Here is a 23,125-nt window from a genome sequence, read left to right on the forward strand (position 1 = left end):
GTGGCCGCCAAGGAGCGCGCCAACAAGGAGGGAAAGGCGCTCCAGCGGGTCATTCCAATAGGAACAACGGCGTCCTCCGCCTGTGGTCACCCCGAATCCATCGTTCGGCCCAACGCGCGAAGTGCGGACGCATATGCCGAAGGGCCGACCCCGAGGAATGCGGAGCCGACCCGAATCGCGGATCCCCCGGCTACTTGCCGATCGGAAGCCCGCCCAGCAGCTTGCCGCCGGCGGGGGTCGCCGGCAGGGCCGGGTTCGGCAGGGCGCCGCCGACGACGGGGCCCTTCATGCCCGCCTCCTTCATGCTGCCCTTCACGCTGTCCTTCACGCTCTGCGCCACCTGACCGACGTTGTCGCCCACGAAGCCCGTCGACACCTTGGCTGCCGTGGGGACACCACTCGCGACCGTCTTCCCGCTGTCCACGAGTCCACCGGCCGGCATGTCCGCCGCGCCGGCGGGCACGGCCACCCCGGCGAGGGCGAGGGAACCGGCTACGACGGCGGCAGCCTTCAGAGTCTTCATCGTGTGCCTTTCTTTCGTAAGTCGTCTTCGAGCGGCCTAACGAGAGTGCGGCTTCCGGGAAACCCTGTTGCCGTTGCCGTAAGTCCAAACGGGTGATCGGGGGCGACAAATAGCTCATTGAAACGCCACCATTCCGACACAGATGACCGGTCCGCAGATAAATACGGGTGAGCGGCTAGAGTGGCTCACCTCGTGATTTCAGCGATGCCGGTTGAACAACGAACCTCACGCTCTCGAACGGGTGCGGGTTTTTATATCAAGAAGCACGAGCCGCACGTCCTGGCCCCGGCTCGGACTCTTTTGTTCGGAAGGGCATCCTCTCCCATGCGTTTTTCCCCACGCGTGCCGCACATCCTGCATGTCACGCAGCCCGTCGAGGGCGGTGTCGCGCGGGTCGTGGCGGACCTGGTGGCGGCTCAGCTCGCCACCGGGCTGCGGGTGACCGTGGCCTGTCCGGAGGGTGGCACGCTGACGGACGCTCTGCGCGCGCCGGGCTGCACGGTGCTGCGCTGGGACGCGACCCGCTCGCCTGGGCACCGACTTCCGGGCGAGGTACGGCGGTTGGCGCGGATCCTGCGCGAGGTGCGGCCGCACCTGGTGCACGCGCACAGCGCGAAGGCGGGACTCGCTGCCCGGCTGGCCGTGCGCGGCACTCTCCCGACCGTCTTCCAGCCGCACGCCTGGTCGTTCGAGGCCGCGGAGGGAATCGTCGCTCGGCTGGCGCTGGGCTGGGAGCGGTCAGGGGCGCGGTGGGCGACGCGCATCGTGTGCGTCAGCGAGGCGGAGCGGCGGACCGGGCAGCGGTGCGGGATCAGCGCCCCGTGGCGGGTGGTCCCCAACGGTGTCGACACGCTCAGGTTCCGGCCGGAGGGGGACGTCTCCCGGTCCGGGCCGGGGCCGCTCGTCGTGTGCGTGGGCCGGCTGTGCCGCCAGAAGGGGCAGGACGTTCTTCTGCAGGCGTGGCCCGCGGTGGAACGGCAGGTGGCCGGGGCCCGGTTGGTGCTGGTCGGCGAGGGCCCGGACGCGGACCTACTGCGCTCCTGCGCGCCCGCTTCGGTGGTGTTCGCCGGTGCCGCGTCCGACGCGGCCCCCTGGTACCGGGCCGCCGACGTCGTGGTCCTGCCGTCCCGCTGGGAGGGCATGGCGCTCGCCCCGCTGGAGGCGATGGCGTGCGCCCGGCCGGTCGTGGTCACGGACGTGGACGGGGCGCGCGAGAGCCTGCCGCCCGAGCAACTGCCGTACTGCCTGGTGCCGCCCGAGGACCCCGGAGCGCTGGCGCGGGCGCTGACGGCGTTGCTCAGGGACGAGCCGCTGCGCGCGGCGCTGGGCGCGCAGGGCCGCCGGCATGTGCTCGCCGCCCACGACCTGCGGCAGACGGCGGACGCCGTGACCGACGTGTACCGCGAATTGCTCGGCGAACTGCTCGGCGTCGTTGTCGCGCCGGTCGCCGTACCCAACTAGAGCAGGAAGTGCATCACCAGATGACTGCGGAAAGTACCGTTCCCCCTCGTACGGGGCAGCAGCCGCGGGCGGCAGAGCACGCTGTCTCCGTTCTCGCCCCGCGCGGCCCCGCAGCCGGACGTCGACTGCCCGCCGGACGCAGAGAGAGCCGGCCGCGGCGGGCCTTTCGGGGGACCCTGCCGCTCGTCGACGGCGGCGCCGCCCTGCTGGGGGTCCTGGTCGTGCCCGGGGCCCCGCGGTATCCGCTGGTCGTCGCCCTGCTGGTGCTGGGGGTGCTCGGGCTGAACCGGCGGGCCCGCCTGTACGACAGCTCCCAGGTGCGCGGTGTGCTCGACGAACTTCCCGCCGTCTGCGGACGGATCGCCGTCGGCTGGGGGGCTGTCGGGGCGCTCTCACCGCTGCGCCCGCTTTCGCCGGCCGTACTGGCCGGCGCGTTCGCGGTGCAGTGTGCGGCGGCCTGCGCGGGCCGGGCCGCGGTGCACGGGCGGCGGGCGCGGCGGCGCCTGCCCGATCCCGCGCTGGTGGTCGGTCCCGTCGCGGTGGCCCGGAAGGTCGCGGCCGCGTTGCTGCGCCAGCCGGGCTGCGGAGTGCTGCCGGTGGGCGTGGTCGGCGACGGCCTCGACGTCCTCGCCCGGCCCGGTGAAGGCCACGAGCTGCCGCTGCTGACCACGGATCAGGCGGCGCGTCGGGCGGTCATCCAGAACGGTGTGGAGACGGTGCTCGTCGTGGGCGCCGCCACCCGGGTGGAGAAGACCGCTCTGCTGCGGGATCTCGCCGCGTACGGCTGCGTGGTGTGGGAGCTGGACGCGGACGCGCCCTCGTACGGCCTCGGCGGGCGCCGCGAAGCGGGCGGTCATCTGGCGGGCTTCCCGCGCAGGCTGCTGTGCCCGGGGCGCGGACGGCGGCGGGTCGGCGTGGGCAAGCGGGTGCTGGACGCGGTGCTGTCGGGCTCGCTGCTGCTGCTCGCCTGCCCGGTGCTGCTGGTGTGCGCGGCGGTGCTGCGGATCATGGACGGGCCCGGTGTGCTGTTCAGGCAGGAACGCATCGGCAAGGACGGGCGGCCGTTCACCCTGCTGAAGTTCCGCACCCACCGGCCCGCCAGCGCACATGAGGCGGCGACCCGCTGGAGCGTGGCGAACGACCAGGAGATGAGCCGCTTCTGCCAGTTCCTGCGCCGCACCTCGCTGGACGAGCTGCCGCAGCTGTGGAACGTCTGCCGCGGAGACATGAGCCTGGTCGGACCGCGGCCCGAACGGCCTTATTTCGTCGCCAAGTTCAGCCAGACCTATCCCGGTTACCGGGAGCGTCACCGGATGCCGACCGGGATCACCGGGCTCGCCCAGATCCACGGGCTGCGCGGCGACACCTCCATCGAGGACCGGTGCCGCTTCGACAACGCCTACATCGACAACTGGTCGCTGTGGCAGGACATCTGCATCCTGGCGCGTACGGCGGTCCTGTTCGTACGGCCGACGGGGAGCTGAGCGCGGGTGAGCACTCCCTCGGCGGTCTGCGTACCGCGCGTGCCGCAGCTTGCGGCGCTGCGCCGGGCCGCTTCCGTGCTGCCCGTCCTGGCGGTGATCGCCCTGCTGGGGCTGCCGGCCGAGGCGGGCAGCGGTGCCACACCCGCCGACGCGGCCTGCGGGGTGGTCGTGCTCTGGGCCGCCGTGTGCACCGTACGGCGGGCGCGGCGCCCGCTGACGCGGACGGCGGCGGTCGTACTCGGACTGCCCGTGGTGGGTATCGCGGTGTCCGCGACCGGGGCGGTGACGGCCGGCGACGCGGTCACCGGACTGGCCCGCTATCTCCAGGTGTTCGTGCTGGTGCCGCTCGCGATGGTGCTGCTGGTGCGCGACCGGCGCGACGCCCGGCTGGTGTTGTGGGCGCTGGCCGGTCTCGCGCTGTGGCAGGGGGCGGTCGGGGTGCACCAGTACCTCACCGGGACCGGGGCCTCGTACCAGGGTGCCGACATCCGGGCGGTGGGGACGTTCGGGCCGTCCGACGTGATGGGGATGGCGGCCGTCGTCGCGTCCGGAGTGGTGGCGCTGACCGGTCTCGCGCTCGGGGCCGCGCCGCGGCGGCAGCGGGTGCCGGCGGCGGTATGTGCGCTGGCGCTGCTCGTGCCGCTCGCGCTGTCCTTCAGCCGGGGCGCCTGGATCGCCACCGCCGTGACCTGCGGGGCGCAGCTGCTGCTCGCCGGGGTACGGCGGGCGGTGAAGGCGTTCGCGGCGGCGGCCGCGGCGGCGGTGGTGCTGGTGGGCGGGTTCGGGGTGGGCGGCTCGGCGCTGCAGGAGCGGCTGGACAGCATCGGCCAGGTGGCCGGCGCACCGGACCAGTCGGTCGTCGACCGGTACACCATGTGGGCGGCGTCCGTCGACATGTGGCGCGAGCACCCGCTGACGGGTGTGGGCCTGAAGGCCTTTCCCGCCTACCGCGACGCGCACGCCTCGCTCGCGCTGTCCTCGGGCAGCGACACGGAAGGCGCGGGCCAGGCCTTCCGCCGTCAGCCCCTGCTCTCCCCGCACAACATGTACATGCTGCTCCTGAGCGAGCAGGGTCTGCTGGGGCTGCTCACGGTGGCGGGCAGCTGGGCGGCCCTGCTGGTCTGCGCGCTGCGCCGGCTACGGCGGGCGGGGCCTGCCCGGGACTGTGCGCTCGCGGCCTGCGGGCTGCTGCTGTGGCCGCTGGTGAACTTCCTGTACGCCGACATCGGTGGCCCCTCCACCGTCCTGACGGCCGTCTGTCTCGGTCTCGCCGCCTGGTGGTCGCTGGCAGACGAAGCGACGAGGGGCCCTGCCGCCGAATCGGGCGGGCGATGAGGCCCGGACCCGCGAGGACCGCGGGCCCCGCCGACCACACGACCGGCGAGGACGTCCCGCTCCCGGCGGGCGGCGCTCACGCCGCGGCCGCCGCCCCGCGCGCGGACGCTCCCTCGGGCCGTTTCCTCGCCAAGGCGACGTTGTTGTCCGCCGCGCTGTCCATGGCCGGGGCGATGCTCGGCCTCGTCCGGGACCAGGCGCTCGCGCATCTCTTCGGCGCCGGCGCGGCGACCGACGCGTTCCTGGTGGCCTGGACGGTGCCCGAACTGGCGGCGACCCTGCTGATCGAGGACGGCATGGCCTTCGTGCTGGTGCCCGCGTTCAGCACGGCGCTGGCGCGGCGGGCGCTCGGGAACCGCACGCCCGACCCCGTACACGCCCTGATCGCCGCCTCCCTGCCGCGGTTGTGCCTCGCCTTCGCCGCCACGGCCGCCGCGACCATGGCCGGGGCACCGCTGCTGGTCTCCGCCCTGGCGCCCGGTCTGCCCGACCCGTCCCTCGCCGTCTCCTGCACGCGGCTGACCGCGACCTGCGTGCTGAGCATCGGGCTGGCCGGGTACTGCAGCGCGGCGTTGCGGGCCCACCGTTCGTATCTCGCGCCCGGCGCGATCAACATCGCGTACAACACCGCGATCATCGCCACGATGGTCGTCCTCGGTGAGCACTGGGGCGTACGGTCCGCCGCTCTCGGTGTCGCCCTCGGCGGCTGCCTCATGGTCGCCGTACAGGCACCGGCCCTGGTGCGGCGGATCGCACTGCGGCCCCGTCGGCCCGTCTCCGTCTCCGTCTACGACGGGGAGCAGGGCCGGCCGCTCGCGCCCGGTCTCGTCTGCGCGGTTCTGCTCTTCGCCCTGTGCCGGCAGTCACAGGTCCTCATCGAGCGCTACTTCGCGTCCGGGCTGCCGGCCGGTGCCATCTCCCACCTCAACTACGCCCAGAAGGTTGCCCAGTTGCCGATGTCGCTGTCCATGATGGTGTGCGTCGTCACCTTCCCGGTGGTGGCGCAGGCCGTCGCCGAAGGCGACACGCGGCGGGCCCGGGACCGGGTCGAGCGGGATGTGCTGCTGATGTCCTGTCTCGTCCTGCTCGGCGCCGCGGTGGTCGTGGCCTGCGCGCCGCAGATCGTGCAGCTCCTCTTCCAGCGCGGTGCGTTCACGGCTCGGGACACCGCCGCGACCGCCGCGGTGATGCGGGTGTACGCCGCCGGACTGCTCGGACAGACGCTGGTGGGGGCGCTCGTACGGTCGTACTTCGCGGCCGGCCGCACCACCTGGTTCCCGCTGGGCGCGATGGGCGTGGGCGCGCTCACCACCGTTGTCGTCGACGCCTGGGCCGTCCGGTACTGGGGGGCGCTGGGCATCGCTGCGGCCAATGCGACCGGCATCACCCTCGTCGCGCTGCTCCTGCTGCGCCGCCTGGGGCCGGCCAGCGTGCCCGTACGCGTCCGCCGGGTCGTCGTCCAACTGGTCCGGCCTGTGTGCGCGGCCGTGTGCGCCACCGCGGCCGGGCTGCTCTGCGCGGGGCTGTTCACCTCTCCCGCGGCGTCCTTCGCCGTCTGCTGCACCTGTGTGACCGCCGTCTTCCTGCTGCTGGCCTGGCTCCTCGACGCAGCCGGCGCCCGGTCCCTTCTGCTTCCCGTCCTGCAGTTCGTCCGTCACTCCGTCACACGAAAGCTGGGCCATGGTCGCTGACGTCTCCATCGCACCGCACACGCCCGCCAAAAGACGCTCCAAGCGGGGCCCCGCCGTCTGGGTGGCCATGTACCACTCCGTCTCGGACTACCCGGACGACCCGTACAACGTCACCGTCACCCCCTCGCAGCTCGAGCGCCAGCTGGCCTGGATGTCCCGCCGCGGCCTGCGCGGGGTGAGCATCCGGGAACTGCTCGCGGCGCGCGCCCGTGGCACGGAGCGCGGACTGGTGGGGCTCACCTTCGACGACGGGTACGCCGACTTCGACACCATGGCGCTGCCCGTGCTGTACCGCCACGGTTTCACCGCGACGGTGTTCGCGCTGCCCGGGCGGCTCGGCGGCGAGAACGCGTGGGAGCCGTGCGGGCCGCGCAAGCCGCTGCTCGACGAGGACGGCATCCGCCGTGCCGTCGCCGCGGGCATGGAGGTCGCCTCGCACGGTCTGACCCACCTCGATCTGACCAAGGTCACGGACGAGGTGCTGCACGCCGAGGTCAACGACAGCCGTCACGCACTCGCCGGGATCATCGGCGCCGACGTCGAGGGCTTCTGCTACCCGTACGGCTATCTCGACGAACGGGTCGCCGCCGCTGTGCAACGGGCCGGCTACCGATATGCCTGCTCGATCACCCCCGGTCCGGACGGCTGCGGTGACTTCGCGCTGCCTCGCATCCACGTCGGCCAGGCCGACCACCCGGCGCGGCTGGAGCTGAAGCGCCGCCTCGCCCGTGCGTTCGGCCGCACTGTGGAGGCCGTGTGAGGGCCCTGCACATCATCACCGGCCTCGGCGTCGGCGGAGCGGAACAGCAGCTGCGGCTGTTGCTGCGCCACCTGCCCGCGCAGTGCGACGTGGTGACCCTGACCAACCCCGGCCCGGTCGCCGCGGGCCTCGCCGCCGACGGCGTCCGCGTCACCCACCTCGGGATGGGCGGCAACCGTGATCTCGGCGCGCTGCCGCGCCTGACCCGGCTGATCCGCGCGGGCGGCTACGACGTCGTACACACCCATCTGTACCGGGCCTGTCTCTACGGCCGGATCGCGGCGCGGCTGGTGGGAGTGCGGGCCGTCGTGGCCACCGAGCACTCGATCGGCGCCACCCGGCTGGAGGGCCGGCCGCTGACCCCGGGCGTCCGCGCGCTGTACCTGGCCGGCGAGCGCCTCGGCCGCGCCACGGTCGCCGTGTCGCCGACGGTGGCCGAACGCCTGCGTCACTGGGGTGTGCCCGGGGCGCGCATCCGCGTCATCCCGAACGGCATCGACGCGCCGCTCTTCCGCTTCGACGAAGTACGCCGCAAGGAGGCCCGGGCGTTCTACGGGCTGCCCGAGGACGCGTATGTCGTCGGCGGGACGGGGCGCCTCGCCCCGGGCAAGCGCTTCGACCTGCTGGTGCGCGCGGTGTCCCGGCTCCCGCGCGACGTACGGCTGCTGCTGGTCGGCGACGGGCCTGAGCGGGAGGCGCTGCGGCGCACCGCACGGGCACTGGGGATCGCGGACCGGGTGGTGCTGACGGGCGAGCGGCCGTGTCTGCCCGACTCCCAGGACGGTGCGCCCGGCCTGGCCGCGCTGCTGTCCGCGATGGACGTGTTCGTCTCGCCGTCGGCGGAGGAGGCCTTCGGCCTGGCCGTGGTGGAGGCACTGGCCGCGGGGCTGCCCGTGCTGTACGCGAGCTGCCCCGCCGTCGAGGATCTGCCGCCGGACGCGGCACCCGGTGCGCGGCGCATCACCGGCGGCACCGGGGCGTACGTACGGGAGCTGCTGCGGCTGCGGGCGGCGGGACCGGGCGAGCGAACCGCCCCGGACGCCGTGCACCGCTACGACATCGCATGCAGCGCCCGGCAGTTGATGGATGTGTACACGGCCGCTCTGGCCGGCTCGACCCTGGAAGTGAGTTCCCCATGACCGACACCCCCGCTCAGCGCACACGGCCGGTCCGCCGGGGAGGTGCACGGGTGAAGCTGCTGTCCTCATGGTGGCTGCTGCCGGCCGGCGCTCTGCTCGGTGCCGTGGCCGGCGGCGCGTACGGCGAGTTGAAGCCGGCTCAGTACACGGCGACCAGTTCCGTCGTCGCCGTGGCGGCCGGCCGGTCCGACGTCGACTGCGCCGACGCGCTGGGCTTCGCGCAGGCGTACGGGCGCGTGGCCCCGCAGCTTGCAGTGCTCGGCGACGCGCAGGTGGCGGCGGGTGTGCCGGCCTCGAAGCTGCGGGAGAGCGTGCAGGTCGCGACCTCGCCGGACGCACCGATGGTCGCCATCTCGGCGACCTCGTCGAGACCGGGCGAGGCCGTCGAGATGGCCGACGCCGTCTCCGGCGCGCTCGTCACCCAGGCAAACCACACCAAGGCCACCACCGGCATCCGGCTCGAGCGCTTCTCGCGTGCCCTGAGGCCCTCCGAGCCGTCGTCCGCGTCCTGGCAACTGACCTCGCTCGTGGGGGCGAGCGCCGGCGGCCTGCTGGGCGGTCTCGCGCTGCTGGCACGGCCGCGGCGTTCGGCGGGCGAGGCCCCGGCGCAGGCCACGGTGCCCGGCCCGACCCATGCCGCGGACGCCCGCGGGACGCTCGGATGACCGCGTCCGGACACGGGCTGTCGGTGGAGGTGTGCACCGACGAGCGTACGTTCGGTGCACTCGCCGAGGAGTGGGGACGGCTGCAGGGGTCCTGCCCGTCGGCGACGGCGTTCCAGAGCCATGCCTGGTTGTACTCCTGGTGGCTGTCGTACGGCACACCGGACGGGCTGCGGCTCTTCCTGGTCCGCCGGGGAAACGAGCTGGTGGCCGCCGCACCGCTGATGCGCGTACGGCGGCCACTGCCCAAGCTGGTACCGATCGGCGGCACCCTCTCCGACTTCTGCGACGTGCTGGTCGACGAGGCAGCGGCCGAGCACGGCAGCCTCGCGCTGGCGGACGCCCTGGCCGACGCCGCCCACACCGCACTGATCGACTTCCGGGAGGTCCGGCCGGGCAGTGCGGTGGAGCAGGTCTACCGGCACTGGCGCGGCCCGCGCCGCCTCCTGCGGGACTCGACGTGCCTGGAGCTGCCCGCCCTGCCCATGAGCGAGCTGGTCAAACGGCTGCCGTCGGCACGCGCCCAGGGGGTGGTGCGCAACAAGATGAACAGGCTCGCCCGGCTCGGTGTCGAGTGGCATGTGGTGGACCATGACGAGACGGAGGCCGCGCTGCGGCGACTGCTCGAGTTGCACCGCTTGCAGTGGCAGGGCAAGAAGATCACGCCGGAGCACGCCCGGCCGCGGTTTCTGGAGCACCTGATCCGGTCGGTGGTCCCCATGGCCCGGTCCGGCCAGGCAGCGGTGACGGAGTTCCTCTTCGAGGGCGCGGTGGTGGCAGTCAATCTGACGCTGCTGTCGGGCAGGTTGGCGGGCATCTATCTGTACGGCTTCCACCCGCAGTTGCGGGAGCGCAAAGTGGACGTGGCGACGATGCTGGTGCGCGCGTCGAGCGAGCTTGCGTCCCAGAGCGAGAGCCGGGTCCTGAGCCTGCTGCGCGGCGACGAGCCGTACAAGTACCGCTGGTGCCCCGAGACGGTCTCCAACCAGCGTTTCCTGCTGGCCGCCCGACGCACGGTGCCGCTGCTGGCCGCCACCCTCTGCGATGCCGCCGCCCGGCGCGGGGCCAAGAAGCTCAAGCAAGTCCGGCTTTACTGCACATGAGATGAAAGGGATGGCATGACAGTGCCAGATCTCCAGTGTCCGGCGTGTCCGGGCCAGGGAAAATCACTGCGCATGGTCGTCGAAGGCCGGTATCGGTTGGTCCGATGCCGCGAGTGCCGCACCGAATATTTCCGGCCCGACCCGACGCTTTCCCCCTGTGAGCGAACAGAACCGGTCAGCGAGTACTGGGAGGAGTACAAATTCGGCCTGTACTCGAGTGACGATGTCCGGCGCGGCTACGAGCAGCGGTACGCGGCGACACTCGATCAAGCCGAACGACTGACCGGACCGATCGAAACGGTTCTCGATATCGGATGCGGGATCGGGAACTTCGTTTCCTTCGCCCAGAGCCGCTATACCCATTCATACGGAGTCGACGTGGACCCCGATGCCGTGGAGATGGCGCGCTCCCGCGGATTGCGGGTCGCCCTGAGCGAGGACCTGGACTCACTGCTGCCCGACGCCACGGCGGATGTGGTGACACTGTGGGATGTCATTGAGCATCTCTACGACCCGTTTCCCGTGGTGGGCCGGGCTCTGCAGAAACTTCGTCCGGGCGGCACGGTGATTTTCGAGACGCCGGATGCATCGTTCCCGGTGCGCCCCGTCGTTCTGGCGGTGAAGGCCGCGAGTGGCGGCCGGGTGGATCTGACACGCCATATGTACTACTGGGAGCACAAGATCTATTTCACGGAAGCCGGGATGCGCGGAATCCTGAGCCGGCTGGGCTGCAAGGTGATCTCCGTGCAGCGACCGACGTCACCTCGGGCGAAGATGCAGGAAATCTTCACTCGCTATGCGGACTCGTCCTGGCAGAGCCGCGCTCTGGCCCGTGCGTGGCCTCGACTCGAAAGCGCGGCCCGTCGCACGAAGCGCGGCAACAAGCTGATTGTCATCGCCCACCGCAACCCGGGGGCGGTGAGTTCCAGCCGCGTCCAGTGAGGCGGTCAGAAGGGCATGGGTGCCGGGGGCGTGGGCACCGGCGTCGGCAACGGCACCGGTGTCGGCTCTGGTGGCACGGGGATCACGGGGGCGGGCGGGACGGGCTCGACGGGCAGCGGCGTCGGCTCCGGCAGGACGGAGCTGGCCAGCACCGCACGGTAGGTGGCGGCGGCGCGGGGGTTCTCGGTGCACAGCCATACGCCGTGCGGGCAGTAGTCGGTGATCGTGTTGTACAGCGGCTTGTGCTCGTCCATCCAGGCGAGCATGCGCAGCATGTACGTGACGTTGTCGCCGTTGCGGTACAGACCCCACTCCGGATACGAGATCGGCTTGTGGTGCTGCCGCGCGAAGTCCACGTGGAACTGCAGGCCGTAGGGCTCCGACACCTCCTCGTCGAACGACATGCCACGCGGCTGGTCGTAGGAGTCCATGCCGACGATGTCGACGAAGTCGTCGCCGGGATAGCACTTCGGCCATGGAATCGCGTCCGCACCCCGGTTCGGGGTGAAGTCGAACCGGAACTTCTGGCCGGGAACCGAGCGCATGACGGTGACGATGCGCCGCCAGTAGCGGATCCAGTCCTCCGGGTCGGGGCCGCAGCGGTGGGTGTAGGTGACGCCGTTCATCTCCCAGCCGAGCACCAGGACCGTGTCCGTCGCACCCAGGTCGACCAGGCGCTTCGCCAGCAGCCGGAAGTGCTCGTCGAACTCGCCGGCCGCCGCGCGCCGCAGCAGCCGTGCGACGGCGATGTCGGAGACCTGCGCCTCGTTGTGCTCCATCAGCGGGACGTTGAGCACGAGCAGCCGGTCGGGCTTGGCCAGCCGCCACTTGGCCCAGCTGTCCAGGAAGTTGTAGCCGCCCTCGATGTTCTCCCACACGTCGCCCGGCAGATAGGTGTGCCCCACGCGCAGTTCGGTGCCGCCCAGCCAGCCGCTGAACTCCCTCAGGCGGACCAGCCCTTCGGGCTCGGAGTCGAGGAAGGCGCCGAACGCGGCGCGCCGCACGTCCGCCACCGAGTAGGCGCGCGCGTCGTTCGCGGGCTCGGGGCTGGGATCCAGTGCGCCGGGCATCACGGCACGCTGGGAGGCGGGGTGCCGTGCGGCATCGGCCGGGGAGGCCGGGCCCCAGGCGAGAGCTGCCGACGCGATCGCTCCTGCGGTGATGAACGCCAGCCGCCTGTGGGCGGACCGGCGGCGACGGGGGGTCATTCATCCTCCTTTGCCGCAATTCCGCACACTAATGACACATAGTCATATATCACTTAATTGCACCACTTGAGTCGAGTGACCGGACATGGATCACCCGCATGAGTGACCTGGTCGGGCCGTCAGCCGCCGTACAGCGCCTCGATCTCCTTCGCGTACGCCGCCGTCACGGCGTGCCGCTTGATCTTCAACGACGGGGTGAGCAATCCGTTGTCCTCCGTGAACTCACCCTCGACCAGGGCGAAGGCACGGACCGACTCCGCGCGGGAGACGGCCTCGTTGGCGTAGTCCACGGCCTTCTGCACGTCGGCGCGCATCCGCGGATCCCGGACGACCTGCGACATCGGCGTGTCCGCCGGCAGCTTGCGGACCGCCAGCCAGTGCGCGACGGACTCGGGGTCGAGGGTGATCAGGGCGGCGACGAAGGGGCGGTTGTCGCCGACGACGATGCACTGGCCGATCGGCGGGCGGCTGCGCAGCCGGTCCTCCAGGACCGCCGGGGAGACGTTCTTGCCGCCGGAGGTGACGAGGATGTCCTTCTTGCGGCCGGTGATGGCGAGGTAGCCGTCCTCGTCGAGGGAGCCGAGATCACCGGTCGCGAACCACTCGTCCCGCAGTACGGCGTCGGTGGCGGCCGGGTTGTTCCAGTACGCGCCGAAGACGACACCGCCCTTGATGAGCACCTCCCCGTCGTCGGCGATCCGCACCGCGGTGCCGGGGACCGGGACGCCGACCGTGCCCGGGCGGGGCCTCAGGGGCGGGACGATCGTGGCGGCCGCGCTCGTCTCGGTCAGGCCGTAGCCCTCGTAGACGATGATTCCGGCGGCGTAGAAGAACAGGTTGAGGTTGCGGTCCAGCGGGGAGCCGCCGCTGATGGCGTAGCGCATACGGCCGCCGAGTTCCTTGCGGACACGGCGGTAGACCAGCAGGTCGTACAGGGCCCAGGCGGCATAGAGGGCCGGGCTCGGGCCCTTGCCGGTCTCCAGGAACTTGTTCAGGTACGCCTGGCCGAAGCGGACGCCGATGCGGTCCGCGCGGTCGAAGGAGGCGCCGCGGCCGATCTTCTCGGCGGTCGCACGGCCCGTGTCGTGGATCTTCTCGAAGAGGTACGGGACACCGACCAGGAAGGTCGGGCGGAACTCCTTGAGGGCGGGCCGCAGTTCGTCGGGCTTGATGCTGGGGCAGTGGCCGATCTCGATGCGGGCCATCAGACAGGCGATCTGGAGGGTGCGGCCGAGGATGTGCGCGAGCGGCAGGAAGAGGAGGGTGGAGGCGACCTGGCGGGTGACCTCCTTGAAGATCGGGTGGAGCAGTTCGACCGTGTTGGCGGCCTCGGCGTGCAGGTTGGCGTGGGTGAGGACGCAGCCCTTCGGTTTGCCGGTGGTGCCGGAGGTGTAGCAGATCGTCGCGGTCGTGTCCGGGGTGAGGGCGGCGCGGCGCTTGGTGACCTCCTCGTCGGGGAGGTGGCGGCCGAGGGTGGTGAGGCCGGCGAGTGCTTGGTCGTCCAACTGCCATATGCGCGGCTGCCGCTCGTGGCGGGCCGTGCCCGTCGTCACCGTGGCGGCGTTCTCGGCGGTCTCGGTGACGACGAAGCGGGCGTCCGAGTCGCGGACGATCCACTCCACCTGCTCGGCCGAGGACGTGGCGTAGATCGGGACGGTCTGGCCGCCCGCCGCCCAGATCGCGAAGTCCAGGACCGTCCACTCGTAGCGGGTGCGGGACATGACGGCGACCCGGCCGCCCGGTTCGAGGCCCGCGGCGATCAATCCCTTGGCCACGGCGGTGACTTCGCGGGCGAAGGCGGCCGCGGTCACGGGCCGCCAGGTGCCGTCGTCGTGCTTTCGGCGCAGCACCACAGCCTCGGGGGCCTCGGCCGCGTTGGTGAAGGGGAGGTCGGCGGTGCTGCCGGTGGTCGGGCGCGGGGCGAGGGCGGGGGTGCGGGCCTCGCGCACGACTCCGTCCTCGTCCTTGACGACCTCGACCCTGGTGCGGGACGCGAGGTCGGTGCGCCGTTTTGCCCTTTTCAGGTCCTTGCGTACGCCCATGACGGCTCCCGGTCGGCTCTGACTGGGAGGTCAACTTACTCGCAAGTAAGGAAAGGTCAATGGGGCGGCGGTGAGTGGACTGACGTTCTAGCCCTGCTCGCGGTCGGCCTGGTCTATCGCGTCGGCGAGCTGCTGTACGTCCTTGTCCTCGGTCTTCTTCGCCAACTGCTCGGCCCGGTCGCGGAGTTCGCCGAGGCCGGGGTCGCCGGGGAGGGAGCGCCAGCGGTCGTCGCCCTGACGGAGGGCGTCGGCGAAGTAGGCGGCGACGGCGGTGACCTGGAAGCGGGGGCTCGCCTCCCGGAGGGAGTCGCTCAGGGCGCCGGTCTCCAGTTCGCCGGACTTCTCGTGCGGGTCGCGGGTGTCGGGGTCGAGCCAGCGGACGGTCGCCGTGGCGAGGTGGCCGTCGGCGCCGGGCCTGGTGCGGACGGCGTAGAGGGCGGTGACCGTGTGGCCGGGGCCGACCTCGCCGCCGTCGACGCGGTCGTTGCGGAAGTCGTCGTCGGCCACCTTGCGGTCGTCGTAGCCGACGAGGCGGAACTCGGCGACCGTGGCGGGATCGAAGGCGACCTGGGCCTTGGCGTCGCGGGCGGTCAGATCGATGTTCTGCGGGAGCTGCTCGCAGAACACCTTGCGGGCCTCGTCCTGACCCGACACGTACGCGGTGTGGCCGTCGCCCTTGTCCGCGAGGCGCTCCATCAGGGCGTCGCCGTAGTCGCTGCCGACGCCGACGCCGAAGAGGGTGATGCCGTACTCGCGGCGGGCCGAGGAGATGCGGTGCAGGATCGCGTCCGGGTCGGTGTCCCCGTCGTTGGCGAGGCCGTCGGAGATCAGGACGACACGGTTGGTGGCGTTCTTGCGGCGGCCCTCGACTGCGGTGGCGTAGCCGGTCTCGACGCCCGCGCCGAGGTTGGTGGAGTAGGTCGGCTCCAGGCCGTCGATCGCGTGGTGGATCTCGCCGCGGTGGCCACCGAGGCGGGTCATCGGCAGGACCTGCTCGGCCTTCTCGCTGAAGGTGACGATGGCGACCGAGTCGTCGTCGCGCAGCCGGTCCGTCATCGTGTCGAGGGACTTCTGCGCGAGGTCGAGGCGGCCGGGCTCGGACATGGAGCCGGAGATGTCGATGACGAAGGTGAGGGCCGCGGGCCGGCGTTCGCCGCCGTCAGCGGCCGGGCGGGTGGCGAGGCCGACGCGGACCAGGGACCAGTTCTTCTCGTCGGTGCGGGCGCCGTCGACGGTGACCGTGAAGCCGTTGCCGTCGGGGCGTTCGTAGTCCTGGCGGAAGCTGTTGACGAACTCCTCGGGCCGGATGGTCGAGGGGTCGGGGCGCCCGCCCTCGGCGAGGGTGCGGCGGGCGTAGCCGTAGGAGGCGGTGTCGACGTCGAGGGCGAAGGTGGAGAGGTAGTCGGTGGTCGGGGACGGGCTTGCGAACCTGTCCTCGCCCTTCTGCTCGCCGGCCGTCGGGGCGGCAGGGGCCGGAAAGCCCTTGTGCGAGCCGTCCGAGCTCTTGTTGCTGCTGTCGGAGCCGCCGCCCGCACCGCAGGCCGTGAGCAGCAGGCCGCTCGTCGCCGTGAGGGCGAGAAGAGCTGCGCGCAGCCGTCGGGTGCGTGGGTGTGGCGTGCCCGGCCGTGGTGTTCGGTACCGCTCCATCTTCCGTGCCCCCTCGGTGCGTTGACGTCGCCTTCTGTGACTGTGACGGCGCAGGGGGTCGGAATGTGCGGCACGGCGTGTTGCGGATGAATCTCAAGACGGCCACGATCATGGCCGGCCGAGACCGGTGGGTGATCCTCCGTTGACCTAGGACACCACGTCCTTGCGGGCGAAACCCCGGAAGGCCAGGGCGAACAGCACGAGCGCGTACGTTATGGAAATCGCCGTGCCCTGGATCATGCCGGACCACTCGGGATGCGGCTGGACGGCGTCCGCCCACGCGAACTGCCAGTGGGCGGGCAGGAAGTCGCGCCAGTGGCCGAGGGCCGTCACGGCGTCCAGGACATTGCCGACGATGGTGAGTCCGACGGCGCCGCCGACCGCCCCGAGGGGTGCGTCCGTCTTCGTCGAGAGCCAGAACGCCAGCCCCGCGGTGACCAGTTGGGACACGAAGATGAACGCCACGACCACCAGCAGGCGCTGGGCCGCCGTACCCGAGTCCAGCGCACCGCCGGTGGGGATCTGCAGCGGGCCCCAGCCGTAGGCCGCCGTGCCCACGGCCAGTGCCACCACCGGGAGCAGGATCATCGCGGCCAGGCTGAGACCGAGTCCGACGACGAGCTTGGACCACAGCAGGCGGGCCCGTGGGACCGGTGCGGCCAGCAGATAGCGCAGGGAGGACCAGCTCGCCTCGGACGCCACCGTGTCCCCGCAGAACAGGGCGACCGGGATGACGAGCAGGAAGCCCGCGGAGACGAAGAGGTTGACGGCGGCGAAGTTGGCCCCCGACGCGGTGGCCGTGTCCATCAGCGTCACCTGACCGTTGCGGCCGCTCGGGTCGCCGCCGATCGCGAAGGCGATCAGCAGCACGAACGGCAGCGCGGCGAGGATGCCGGCCATGATCAGCGTCCGGCGGCGCTTCAGCTGCCGGGCCAGCTCGACCCGTAGGGGCAGGGTTCGGGCGGCCCGGTAACCGGAGGCAGCGTGAAGGGGCTCGGTGTGCTCGGCCAGCGTGCTCATGCGGAACCTCCGATCAGGGTGAGGAAGGCGTCCTCCAGGCGGCGGTGGGGGCCGAGTGAAGCCACCGGGACTTCCAGGCGCACCAGCTCTACGAGGAGGTTGGCGGCGGTGCCGGTGCCCGGGCGGGCTGCTGGGGGCGGTTCGGTGAGTGCCACGGTTTGCTGTTGTCCGTCTGCGGCGCCGTTGTGGCTGGTCGCGCAGTTCCCCGCGCCCCTTAGGGCGGCTGCCGCACCGTCGGGGGCCAGTCGTACCAGGAGGCCCCCATCCGTCCGTACCGCCGAATCCACGCCCGGTAGGGCCGCCACCTTCTCGATCAGCGGGTCGGAGATGTCGGATGCCAGGCCGACGAGGAGGGTGTCGCCGGAGCCGATGATGTCGGCCACCGGGCCTGCCTGGATCAGGCGGCCGCGGTCCATGACGACCAGGTGGGTGCAGGACTGTTCGACCTCGGCCAGGAGGTGGCTGGAGACGATCACCGTGCGGCCGGCCGCCGCGTAGCGGATCAGCACCTCGCGCATCTCGCGGATCTGCGGCGGGTCGAGGCCGTTGGTCGGTTCGTCGAGGATGAGCAGGTCCGGGAGGCCGAGCATGGCCTGGGCGATGGCCAGGCGCTGGCGCATGCCCTGGGAGTAGGTGCGGACCGCGCGGGCCAGTGCGTCGCCGAGGCCCGCGATCTCCAGGGCCTCGTCCAGGTGGGCGTCCTCGGGCGGGCGGCCGGTCGCCTGCCAGTACAACTCCAGGTTCTCGCGGCCGGACAGGTGCGGAAGGAAGCCCGCGCCCTCCACGAACGCGCCGACCCGGGACAGGACCGGGGCGCCGGGGCGGATCGCCTGGCCGAAGACGCGGATCTCCCCGCCGTCCGGCCTGATCAGGCCCATCAGCATGCGCAGGGTCGTGGTCTTGCCCGCGCCGTTGGGGCCGAGGAGACCGAGCACCTGGCCCTTCTCCACCCGGAAGGACAGGTCCCGTACCGCGTAACGGTCCGCCGACTTGGCGTACCGCTTGCTCAGGTCCGTGATCTGGAGCGGGACTTCGGCCAATTCGGGCGCCGGGGCCGGCGCGATCGTGCGGCGGCGGCCCGTCAGCAGCAGGGCCAGGGCGAGCACCGCGCCGGCCAGCGGGAGCCACCACACCCAGGAGGGCAGCGGGGCTGCCGCGGTTCTCACGCCGGGTGCCGTCGGCACCTTCAGGTCGCCCTTGAGGGAGACGGTGTACGTCGCCGGGGCGGCCGGGGAGGCGTAGCCGAGGTCGGTGGAGGCGAGGACCAGGCGCAGCCGGTGGCCCTGCTCGACCTCGTGGTCGACGGCCGGGAGCGTGATCGTCACGTCCTTGCCGGACTTCGCGCCCTCGACGCGGACGGGGGCCACCAGCTGCGAGGGCAGCACGGGTGCGCCGCCGCCGGGACCGACGTCGTACACCTTCCCGAACAGCACGGCGTCGTCGCTCGTCGACTTCACGTGGACGGTGACCGTGGGCGAACCGGTGATGCGCAGGCCGCTGCTCACCGGTGCCGACTCGAATTGCGCGTACTGGCCGGGGAAGTCCAGTGACACCCCGACGCCGAGCGAGGAGAGCTGGGCGAGGCCGCCGGAGCCGCCGAGGCCGGGCAGGGCGGAGACGGCGGGCGGGCTGGCACCCGCAGGGTTGGCGAAGCTCTGCTGCGAGCCCCTCAGCCGCACGGAGCGCTGTCCGCTCTCCAGGCCGGGGTACGTGTCGTCGGTCGCTCCCCGCAGCACGGCCGCGCCGTCCGTGGAGTCGACGCCTCCGGTGCGGGTGATGCGGAAGGCCGGGCCGGTGTCCGTGCCCTTCTCGTCCTTGAGGTACTGGTCGAACCATGCACGCACGCGTGTCTGGACGCGGCTGGTCTCCATGTCGCCGCCGTCGTGCCCGCCGGCGATCCAGTCGACGTTGACCGGGGCGCCATGGGCACGGATGGCCTTGGCCGCCGCGTCCGCCTGGCCGAGCGGGAAGAGGGAGTCCGTCTGGCCCTGCACCAGGAGCGTCGGCACCTTGATGCGGCCGGCGACGGCGGACGGGGAGCGGGCGGCCAGCAGCTCACGCGCCTGCGCGTCCGGTGTGCCCGACTCAGCGACCCGCTCGTACATCCGGCACAGCTCGGGCTGGAACCTGCCGCAGCCGCCTCCGGAGTTGATGAAGATGCCCGCCCACAGCTTCTTGAAGACGTCGTTCGGGAACAGGGCGTCCGCCAGGTTCCAGTACGTGATCGCCGGGGCGATGGCGTCCACCCGGTGGTCGTACCCCGCTGCCAGCAGGGAGATCGCGCCGCCGTACGAGGCGCCCGCGACGCCCACACGGGGGTCGCCGGGCTTGTCGAGCTGGACCTGGGGCTGCTCGGCGAGCCAGTCGATCAGCTTGGAGACGTCGGCGACCTCGCCCTTCGGGTCGTTCAGCCCGATCTTGCCGGTGGACTTCCCGAAACCGCGGGCCGACCAGGTGAGCACCACGTAACCGTCCGAGGCCAGGTCCTCCGCCTGCTGCCGGACGTCCTGCTTGCTGCCGCCGAAGCCGTGGGCGAGCAGGACGGCGGGGTGGCGTCCGCCGGCCCCGCCAGGGGTGAAGTACGAGGTGTCGATGCGTACCCCGTCCAGCGCCATGATCCGGTCGGTCCGGTGCACCGGAGCCTTCTCGTCCGAGGCGACGGCCGTCCACGTTCCCGCGCCCGCGAGTACGACGACGGCGGCCCCGGCGGCGAGTAGCCTCCGGGGCCCCCGAAGCAGCCCTCGCAGGCGGGGCAGTCGAAGATCCATGTCTCAACGGTACGGGGCGTCTCTGACAGTTGGGGCAGTCCTCGGGGTGAACCGGGGGTATCCCGTGGGAGTACGGGGTGATCGGTTTGTACCGCAGGTGCTGTACGGCTACGAGCTCGATTGCTTCTGTGGTTTGCCGAGTGCGACTGCGTCGTGGCTTGTCGCGCCCACGCGGCGGAGCCGCATATCAATACAGCCTCGCGCCCCTCAAGGGCGCTGGTCCTCCGGGATGGACACCAGCCACCGCGTGTCCCTGCGCGGGCGCAGGTAGAAGGCCCAGTACAGGGTGGCTACCGCTGTGATGCCGCCCGTCCACAGGAGGTAGCTCGTCTCCTGCTGGCTGAGGATGTAGGTCAGGACCGCGATCAGGAGGATCGGCATGGCGGGCCACAGGGGCATGCGCCAGGCCGGCGTTTGTTTGTGGGAGCCGCGGCGGGAGAGGAGGGCGGCTACCGCCACCAGGAGGTACATGCCCGTCACCGAGACGCCCGTGACGCCGTAGAGGGTGTCCAGGTTCACGAAGCAGAGCAGGGCGCCGGGGACTCCGACGGCGAGGGTGGCGACCCAGGGGGAGCCGAAGCGGCCGAGCTTGGCGAAGACGTTGTTGACGGGCTGAGGCCAGGCCTTGTCCCGGGCCGAGGCGAACAGGACACGGGAGTTCTGGATGACCATGACGATGCCCGCGTTGATGATCGCGAGGGCCACGCAGAGGCTGACGAAGGTGCCGACCGCGGAGTTGGACCAGGCGGTGACCATGGAGCTGATGTCGCCGCCGGTCAGCGTGGAGAGGTCCGAGGCGCCCATGGTGATCGCCACCACCGGGACCAGGATGATCACCGTCGAGATGGCGAGGGTGGCCAGGACCGTGCGGGCGACGTTGCGGCGCGGGTGCTCCAGTTCCTCGGAGAGGTAGACGGCGGTCGAGAAGCCCTGGGTGACGAACAGGGCGATCGCCAGCCCTGACACCACCATCATCGCCGTCACCGTGTCCGTGTGGTGGCCGGAGCCCGCCACCTGCATGGAGACCAGGCTCCCGGCGCCCCGCCGGCTGTGTGCGAAGCCCAGGACCGCCACCACGGCCGCCGCGATGACCTCCAGGACCAGGAAGATGCCGGTGATCCAGGCGTTGGCCCGAAGGTCCAGCAGACCGGCGAGCGTCGCCAGGAGCATGACGCCGGCGCCCGCGACCGCCGGGTCCAGATGGACGACCGGCGCCAGGTAGTCCGCCGTGCCCATCGCGATCACCGGCGGGACGATCATGACGACCAGGAGGGAGAGGACGAAGACGAGCCAGCCCGCGAGCCGTCCGGCCATCGTCGAGACCATGGCGTACTCGCCGCCCGCGCTGGGGATGAGGGTGCCCAGCTCCGAGTAGCAGAACGCCACGGCGATACAGAGGAGCGAGCCGATGGCGATCGTCAGGGCGGTGGCGGTGCCGAGCGAGCCGAACAGGTCCGGGACGACCACGAAGAGCGTGGAGGCCGGGGTCACGCAGGAGAGGGTCAGCAGTGTTCCACCCACCACGCCGATGGAGCGCTTGAGCTTCTGAGGGCTGTGGGGCGCGTCGACGACGGTGTCGACGGGGCGGAGCGTGTCGGTCATGCGCGGTTCCGATCGCCAGGGGCAGCAGATTGCGCTGATGGAATCCCAACGAAAACCAGCGCGTCAATAGCCGTTTACCTACGAAATTCGTAGATCAAAACGGCCTTTGATCGCGGATACGGCACACCGTGCGGGAATTCGCAGCCTTTCGCTCGTACGGGAACCGTAGCCCCGAGGCGCAAAAAAATGGGGCCGTCCGCTATACGGACGGCCCCTGACGCCTTGGTCAGTGGTTGCGCGGGAAGCCCAGGTCGACGCCGGAGGGGGCGTCGGCGGGGTCGGGCCAGCGGGTGGTGACGACCTTGCCGCGGGTGTAGAAGTGCGTGCCGTCGTTGCCGTAGATGTGGTGGTCCCCGAAGAGGGAGTCCTTCCAGCCGCCGAAGCTGTGGTAGCCGACGGGGACCGGGATCGGGACGTTCACGCCGACCATGCCGGCCTCGATCTCCAGCTGGAAGCGGCGGGCGGCGCCGCCGTCCCGGGTGAAGATCGCGGTGCCGTTGCCGAACGGCGAGGCGTTGATCAGCGCCACGCCCTCCTCGTACGTGTCCACGCGCAGGACAGAGAGGACCGGGCCGAAGATCTCGTCCTGGTAGGCCTTCGCCGACGTGGGCACCTTGTCGAGGAGCGAGATGCCGATCCAGTGGCCGTCCTCGAAGCCCTCGACCGTGTAGCCGGTGCCGTCCAGGACCACCTCGGCGCCCTCGGCCGCCGCGCCTGTCACGTAGGAGGCCACCTTGTCGCGGTGGACCTTCGTGATCAGCGGGCCCATCTCGGAGGTGGGGTCGTTGCCGGGGCCGATCTTGATCTTCTCGGCGCGCTCGCGGATCTTCTCCACCAGCTCGTCGCCGATGGAGCCGACCGCGACGACCGCGGAGATGGCCATGCAGCGCTCGCCCGCGGAGCCGTAGGCGGCCGAGACGGCGGCGTCGGCGGCCGCGTCCAGGTCGGCGTCCGGGAGGACCAGCATGTGGTTCTTGGCGCCGCCCAGCGCCTGCACGCGCTTGTGGTTGGCGGAGGCCGTGGTGTGGATGTAGCGGGCGATCGGGGTCGAGCCGACGAAGGAGACGGCCTTGACGTCGGGGTGCTCCAGAAGGCGGTCGACGGCCACCTTGTCGCCGTGGACGACGTTGAAGACACCGTCCGGCAGACCGGCCTCGGCCAGCAGCTCTGCGAGCTTGATGGAGGCCGACGGGTCCTTCTCGGACGGCTTCAGCACGAAGGTGTTGCCGGTCGCGATGGCGATCGGGAACATCCACATCGGGACCATCGCCGGGAAGTTGAACGGCGTGATGCCCGCGACGACACCCAGCGGCTGGCGGATGGACGAGACGTCCACCCGGCTGGCCACCTCGGTGGACAGCTCGCCCTTCAGCTGCACGGTGATCCCGCATGCGAGGTCCACGATCTCCAGGCCGCGGGCGACCTCGCCCAGCGCGTCGCTGTGCACCTTGCCGTGCTCGGCGGTGATCAGCTCGGCGATCGCGTCCCGGTTCGCCTCCAGCAGCGCCCGGAACTTGAACAGGATCGAGGTCCGCTTGGCCAGCGAGGAGGTGCCCCAGGTCGCGAAGGCGTCCTTCGCGGCGGCGACCGCCGCGTCGACCTCGTCGACCGAGGCGAAGGCGACCTTCGTGGTGACCGCGCCGGTCGCGGGGTCGGTGACCGGCCCGTACGTGCCCGACGCGCCTTCGACGGTCTTGCCGCCGATCCAGTGGTTGACGATCTTCGTCATGCCCAGTTA

General features: G+C 71.5%; 17 protein-coding genes. 9 read left to right on the forward strand and 8 right to left on the reverse strand.

The genetic code is table 11. The annotated features are described in order from the left end of the window. Positions 1-190: 190 nt before the first annotated feature. The gene (locus tag ACFY1U_RS37835) at positions 191-523 is read right to left on the reverse strand and encodes a hypothetical protein (protein ID WP_390698576.1); all 333 of its coding nucleotides are present in this window, start codon (positions 521-523) and stop codon (positions 191-193) included. A gap of 324 nt (positions 524-847) precedes the next feature. Here ACFY1U_RS37835 and ACFY1U_RS37840 point away from each other — a divergent pair, with 324 nt between their 5' ends. The 9 genes from ACFY1U_RS37840 to ACFY1U_RS37880 all read left to right on the forward strand — a co-directional run bounded on the left by ACFY1U_RS37840 (position 848) and on the right by ACFY1U_RS37880 (position 11,100). Further along, positions 848-1,984 (forward strand): glycosyltransferase, encoded by a 1,137-nt coding sequence (locus ACFY1U_RS37840; protein ID WP_390698577.1) that lies wholly within the window; start codon positions 848-850, stop codon positions 1,982-1,984. Positions 1,985-2,004: 20 nt separating this feature from the next. Further along, entirely contained in the window at positions 2,005-3,468 is a 1,464-nt protein-coding gene (locus ACFY1U_RS37845; protein ID WP_390698578.1) for an exopolysaccharide biosynthesis polyprenyl glycosylphosphotransferase, read from the forward strand. A gap of 6 nt (positions 3,469-3,474) precedes the next feature. Next, positions 3,475-4,803 carry an O-antigen ligase family protein gene (locus ACFY1U_RS37850; protein ID WP_390698579.1) on the forward strand — a complete coding sequence of 443 codons (1,329 nt, stop codon included), beginning with the start codon at positions 3,475-3,477 and terminating at the stop codon, positions 4,801-4,803. Beyond that, positions 4,800-6,494: a lipid II flippase MurJ gene (locus tag ACFY1U_RS37855; RefSeq protein ID WP_390698580.1), complete on the forward strand. Its 1,695-nt coding sequence runs from the start codon at positions 4,800-4,802 to the stop codon at positions 6,492-6,494. Before ACFY1U_RS37850 ends, ACFY1U_RS37855 begins: the two co-directional genes overlap by 4 nt. Further along, a complete protein-coding gene (locus ACFY1U_RS37860) occupies positions 6,484-7,254 on the forward strand; it encodes a polysaccharide deacetylase family protein (RefSeq protein WP_390698581.1) in 771 nt (256 codons plus the stop codon). The genes ACFY1U_RS37855 and ACFY1U_RS37860 overlap by 11 nt, the downstream gene beginning before the upstream one ends. Then, positions 7,251-8,393 carry a glycosyltransferase gene (locus ACFY1U_RS37865; protein WP_390698582.1) on the forward strand — a complete coding sequence of 381 codons (1,143 nt, stop codon included), beginning with the start codon at positions 7,251-7,253 and terminating at the stop codon, positions 8,391-8,393. Before ACFY1U_RS37860 ends, ACFY1U_RS37865 begins: the two co-directional genes overlap by 4 nt. Then, positions 8,390-9,058 carry a lipopolysaccharide biosynthesis protein gene (locus ACFY1U_RS37870; protein WP_390698583.1) on the forward strand — a complete coding sequence of 223 codons (669 nt, stop codon included), beginning with the start codon at positions 8,390-8,392 and terminating at the stop codon, positions 9,056-9,058. Before ACFY1U_RS37865 ends, ACFY1U_RS37870 begins: the two co-directional genes overlap by 4 nt. After that, positions 9,055-10,158 carry a GNAT family N-acetyltransferase gene (locus ACFY1U_RS37875; RefSeq protein WP_390698584.1) on the forward strand — a complete coding sequence of 368 codons (1,104 nt, stop codon included), beginning with the start codon at positions 9,055-9,057 and terminating at the stop codon, positions 10,156-10,158. Before ACFY1U_RS37870 ends, ACFY1U_RS37875 begins: the two co-directional genes overlap by 4 nt. Positions 10,159-10,230: 72 nt before the next feature. Further along, complete coding sequence (locus tag ACFY1U_RS37880) at positions 10,231-11,100, forward strand: class I SAM-dependent methyltransferase (protein WP_390698585.1); 870 nt, start codon at positions 10,231-10,233, stop codon at positions 11,098-11,100. Positions 11,101-11,105: 5 nt separating this feature from the next. On the opposite strand, the gene ACFY1U_RS37885 is transcribed toward ACFY1U_RS37880, so the two are convergent. The 7 genes from ACFY1U_RS37885 to mmsA all read right to left on the reverse strand — a co-directional run bounded on the left by ACFY1U_RS37885 (position 11,106) and on the right by mmsA (position 23,116). Next, positions 11,106-12,308 carry a glycoside hydrolase family 26 protein gene (locus ACFY1U_RS37885; RefSeq protein ID WP_390698586.1) on the reverse strand — a complete coding sequence of 401 codons (1,203 nt, stop codon included), beginning with the start codon at positions 12,306-12,308 and terminating at the stop codon, positions 11,106-11,108. Between the two features lie 119 nt (positions 12,309-12,427). Then, a complete protein-coding gene (locus ACFY1U_RS37890) occupies positions 12,428-14,350 on the reverse strand; it encodes an AMP-dependent synthetase/ligase (RefSeq protein WP_390698587.1) in 1,923 nt (640 codons plus the stop codon). Between the two features lie 87 nt (positions 14,351-14,437). Further along, positions 14,438-15,997: a von Willebrand factor type A domain-containing protein gene (locus ACFY1U_RS37895; RefSeq protein WP_390698588.1), complete on the reverse strand. Its 1,560-nt coding sequence runs from the start codon at positions 15,995-15,997 to the stop codon at positions 14,438-14,440. 147 nt (positions 15,998-16,144) lie between these two features. Further along, positions 16,145-17,017: an ABC transporter permease gene (locus ACFY1U_RS37900; RefSeq protein ID WP_389070901.1), complete on the reverse strand. Its 873-nt coding sequence runs from the start codon at positions 17,015-17,017 to the stop codon at positions 16,145-16,147. After that, positions 17,014-19,785 carry a CocE/NonD family hydrolase gene (locus tag ACFY1U_RS37905; RefSeq protein WP_390698589.1) on the reverse strand — a complete coding sequence of 924 codons (2,772 nt, stop codon included), beginning with the start codon at positions 19,783-19,785 and terminating at the stop codon, positions 17,014-17,016. The genes ACFY1U_RS37900 and ACFY1U_RS37905 overlap by 4 nt, the downstream gene beginning before the upstream one ends. A 207-nt stretch (positions 19,786-19,992) precedes the next feature. Next, complete coding sequence (locus tag ACFY1U_RS37910; protein ID WP_390698590.1) at positions 19,993-21,387, reverse strand: APC family permease; 1,395 nt, start codon at positions 21,385-21,387, stop codon at positions 19,993-19,995. 226 nt (positions 21,388-21,613) lie between these two features. After that, positions 21,614-23,116 carry a CoA-acylating methylmalonate-semialdehyde dehydrogenase gene (gene mmsA / locus ACFY1U_RS37915; protein ID WP_390698591.1) on the reverse strand — a complete coding sequence of 501 codons (1,503 nt, stop codon included), beginning with the start codon at positions 23,114-23,116 and terminating at the stop codon, positions 21,614-21,616. Positions 23,117-23,125 lie beyond the last annotated feature (9 nt).

This window comes from Streptomyces sp. NPDC001351 (assembly GCF_042896045.1).
Taxonomy (GTDB): Bacteria; Actinomycetota; Actinomycetes; order Streptomycetales; family Streptomycetaceae; genus Streptomyces.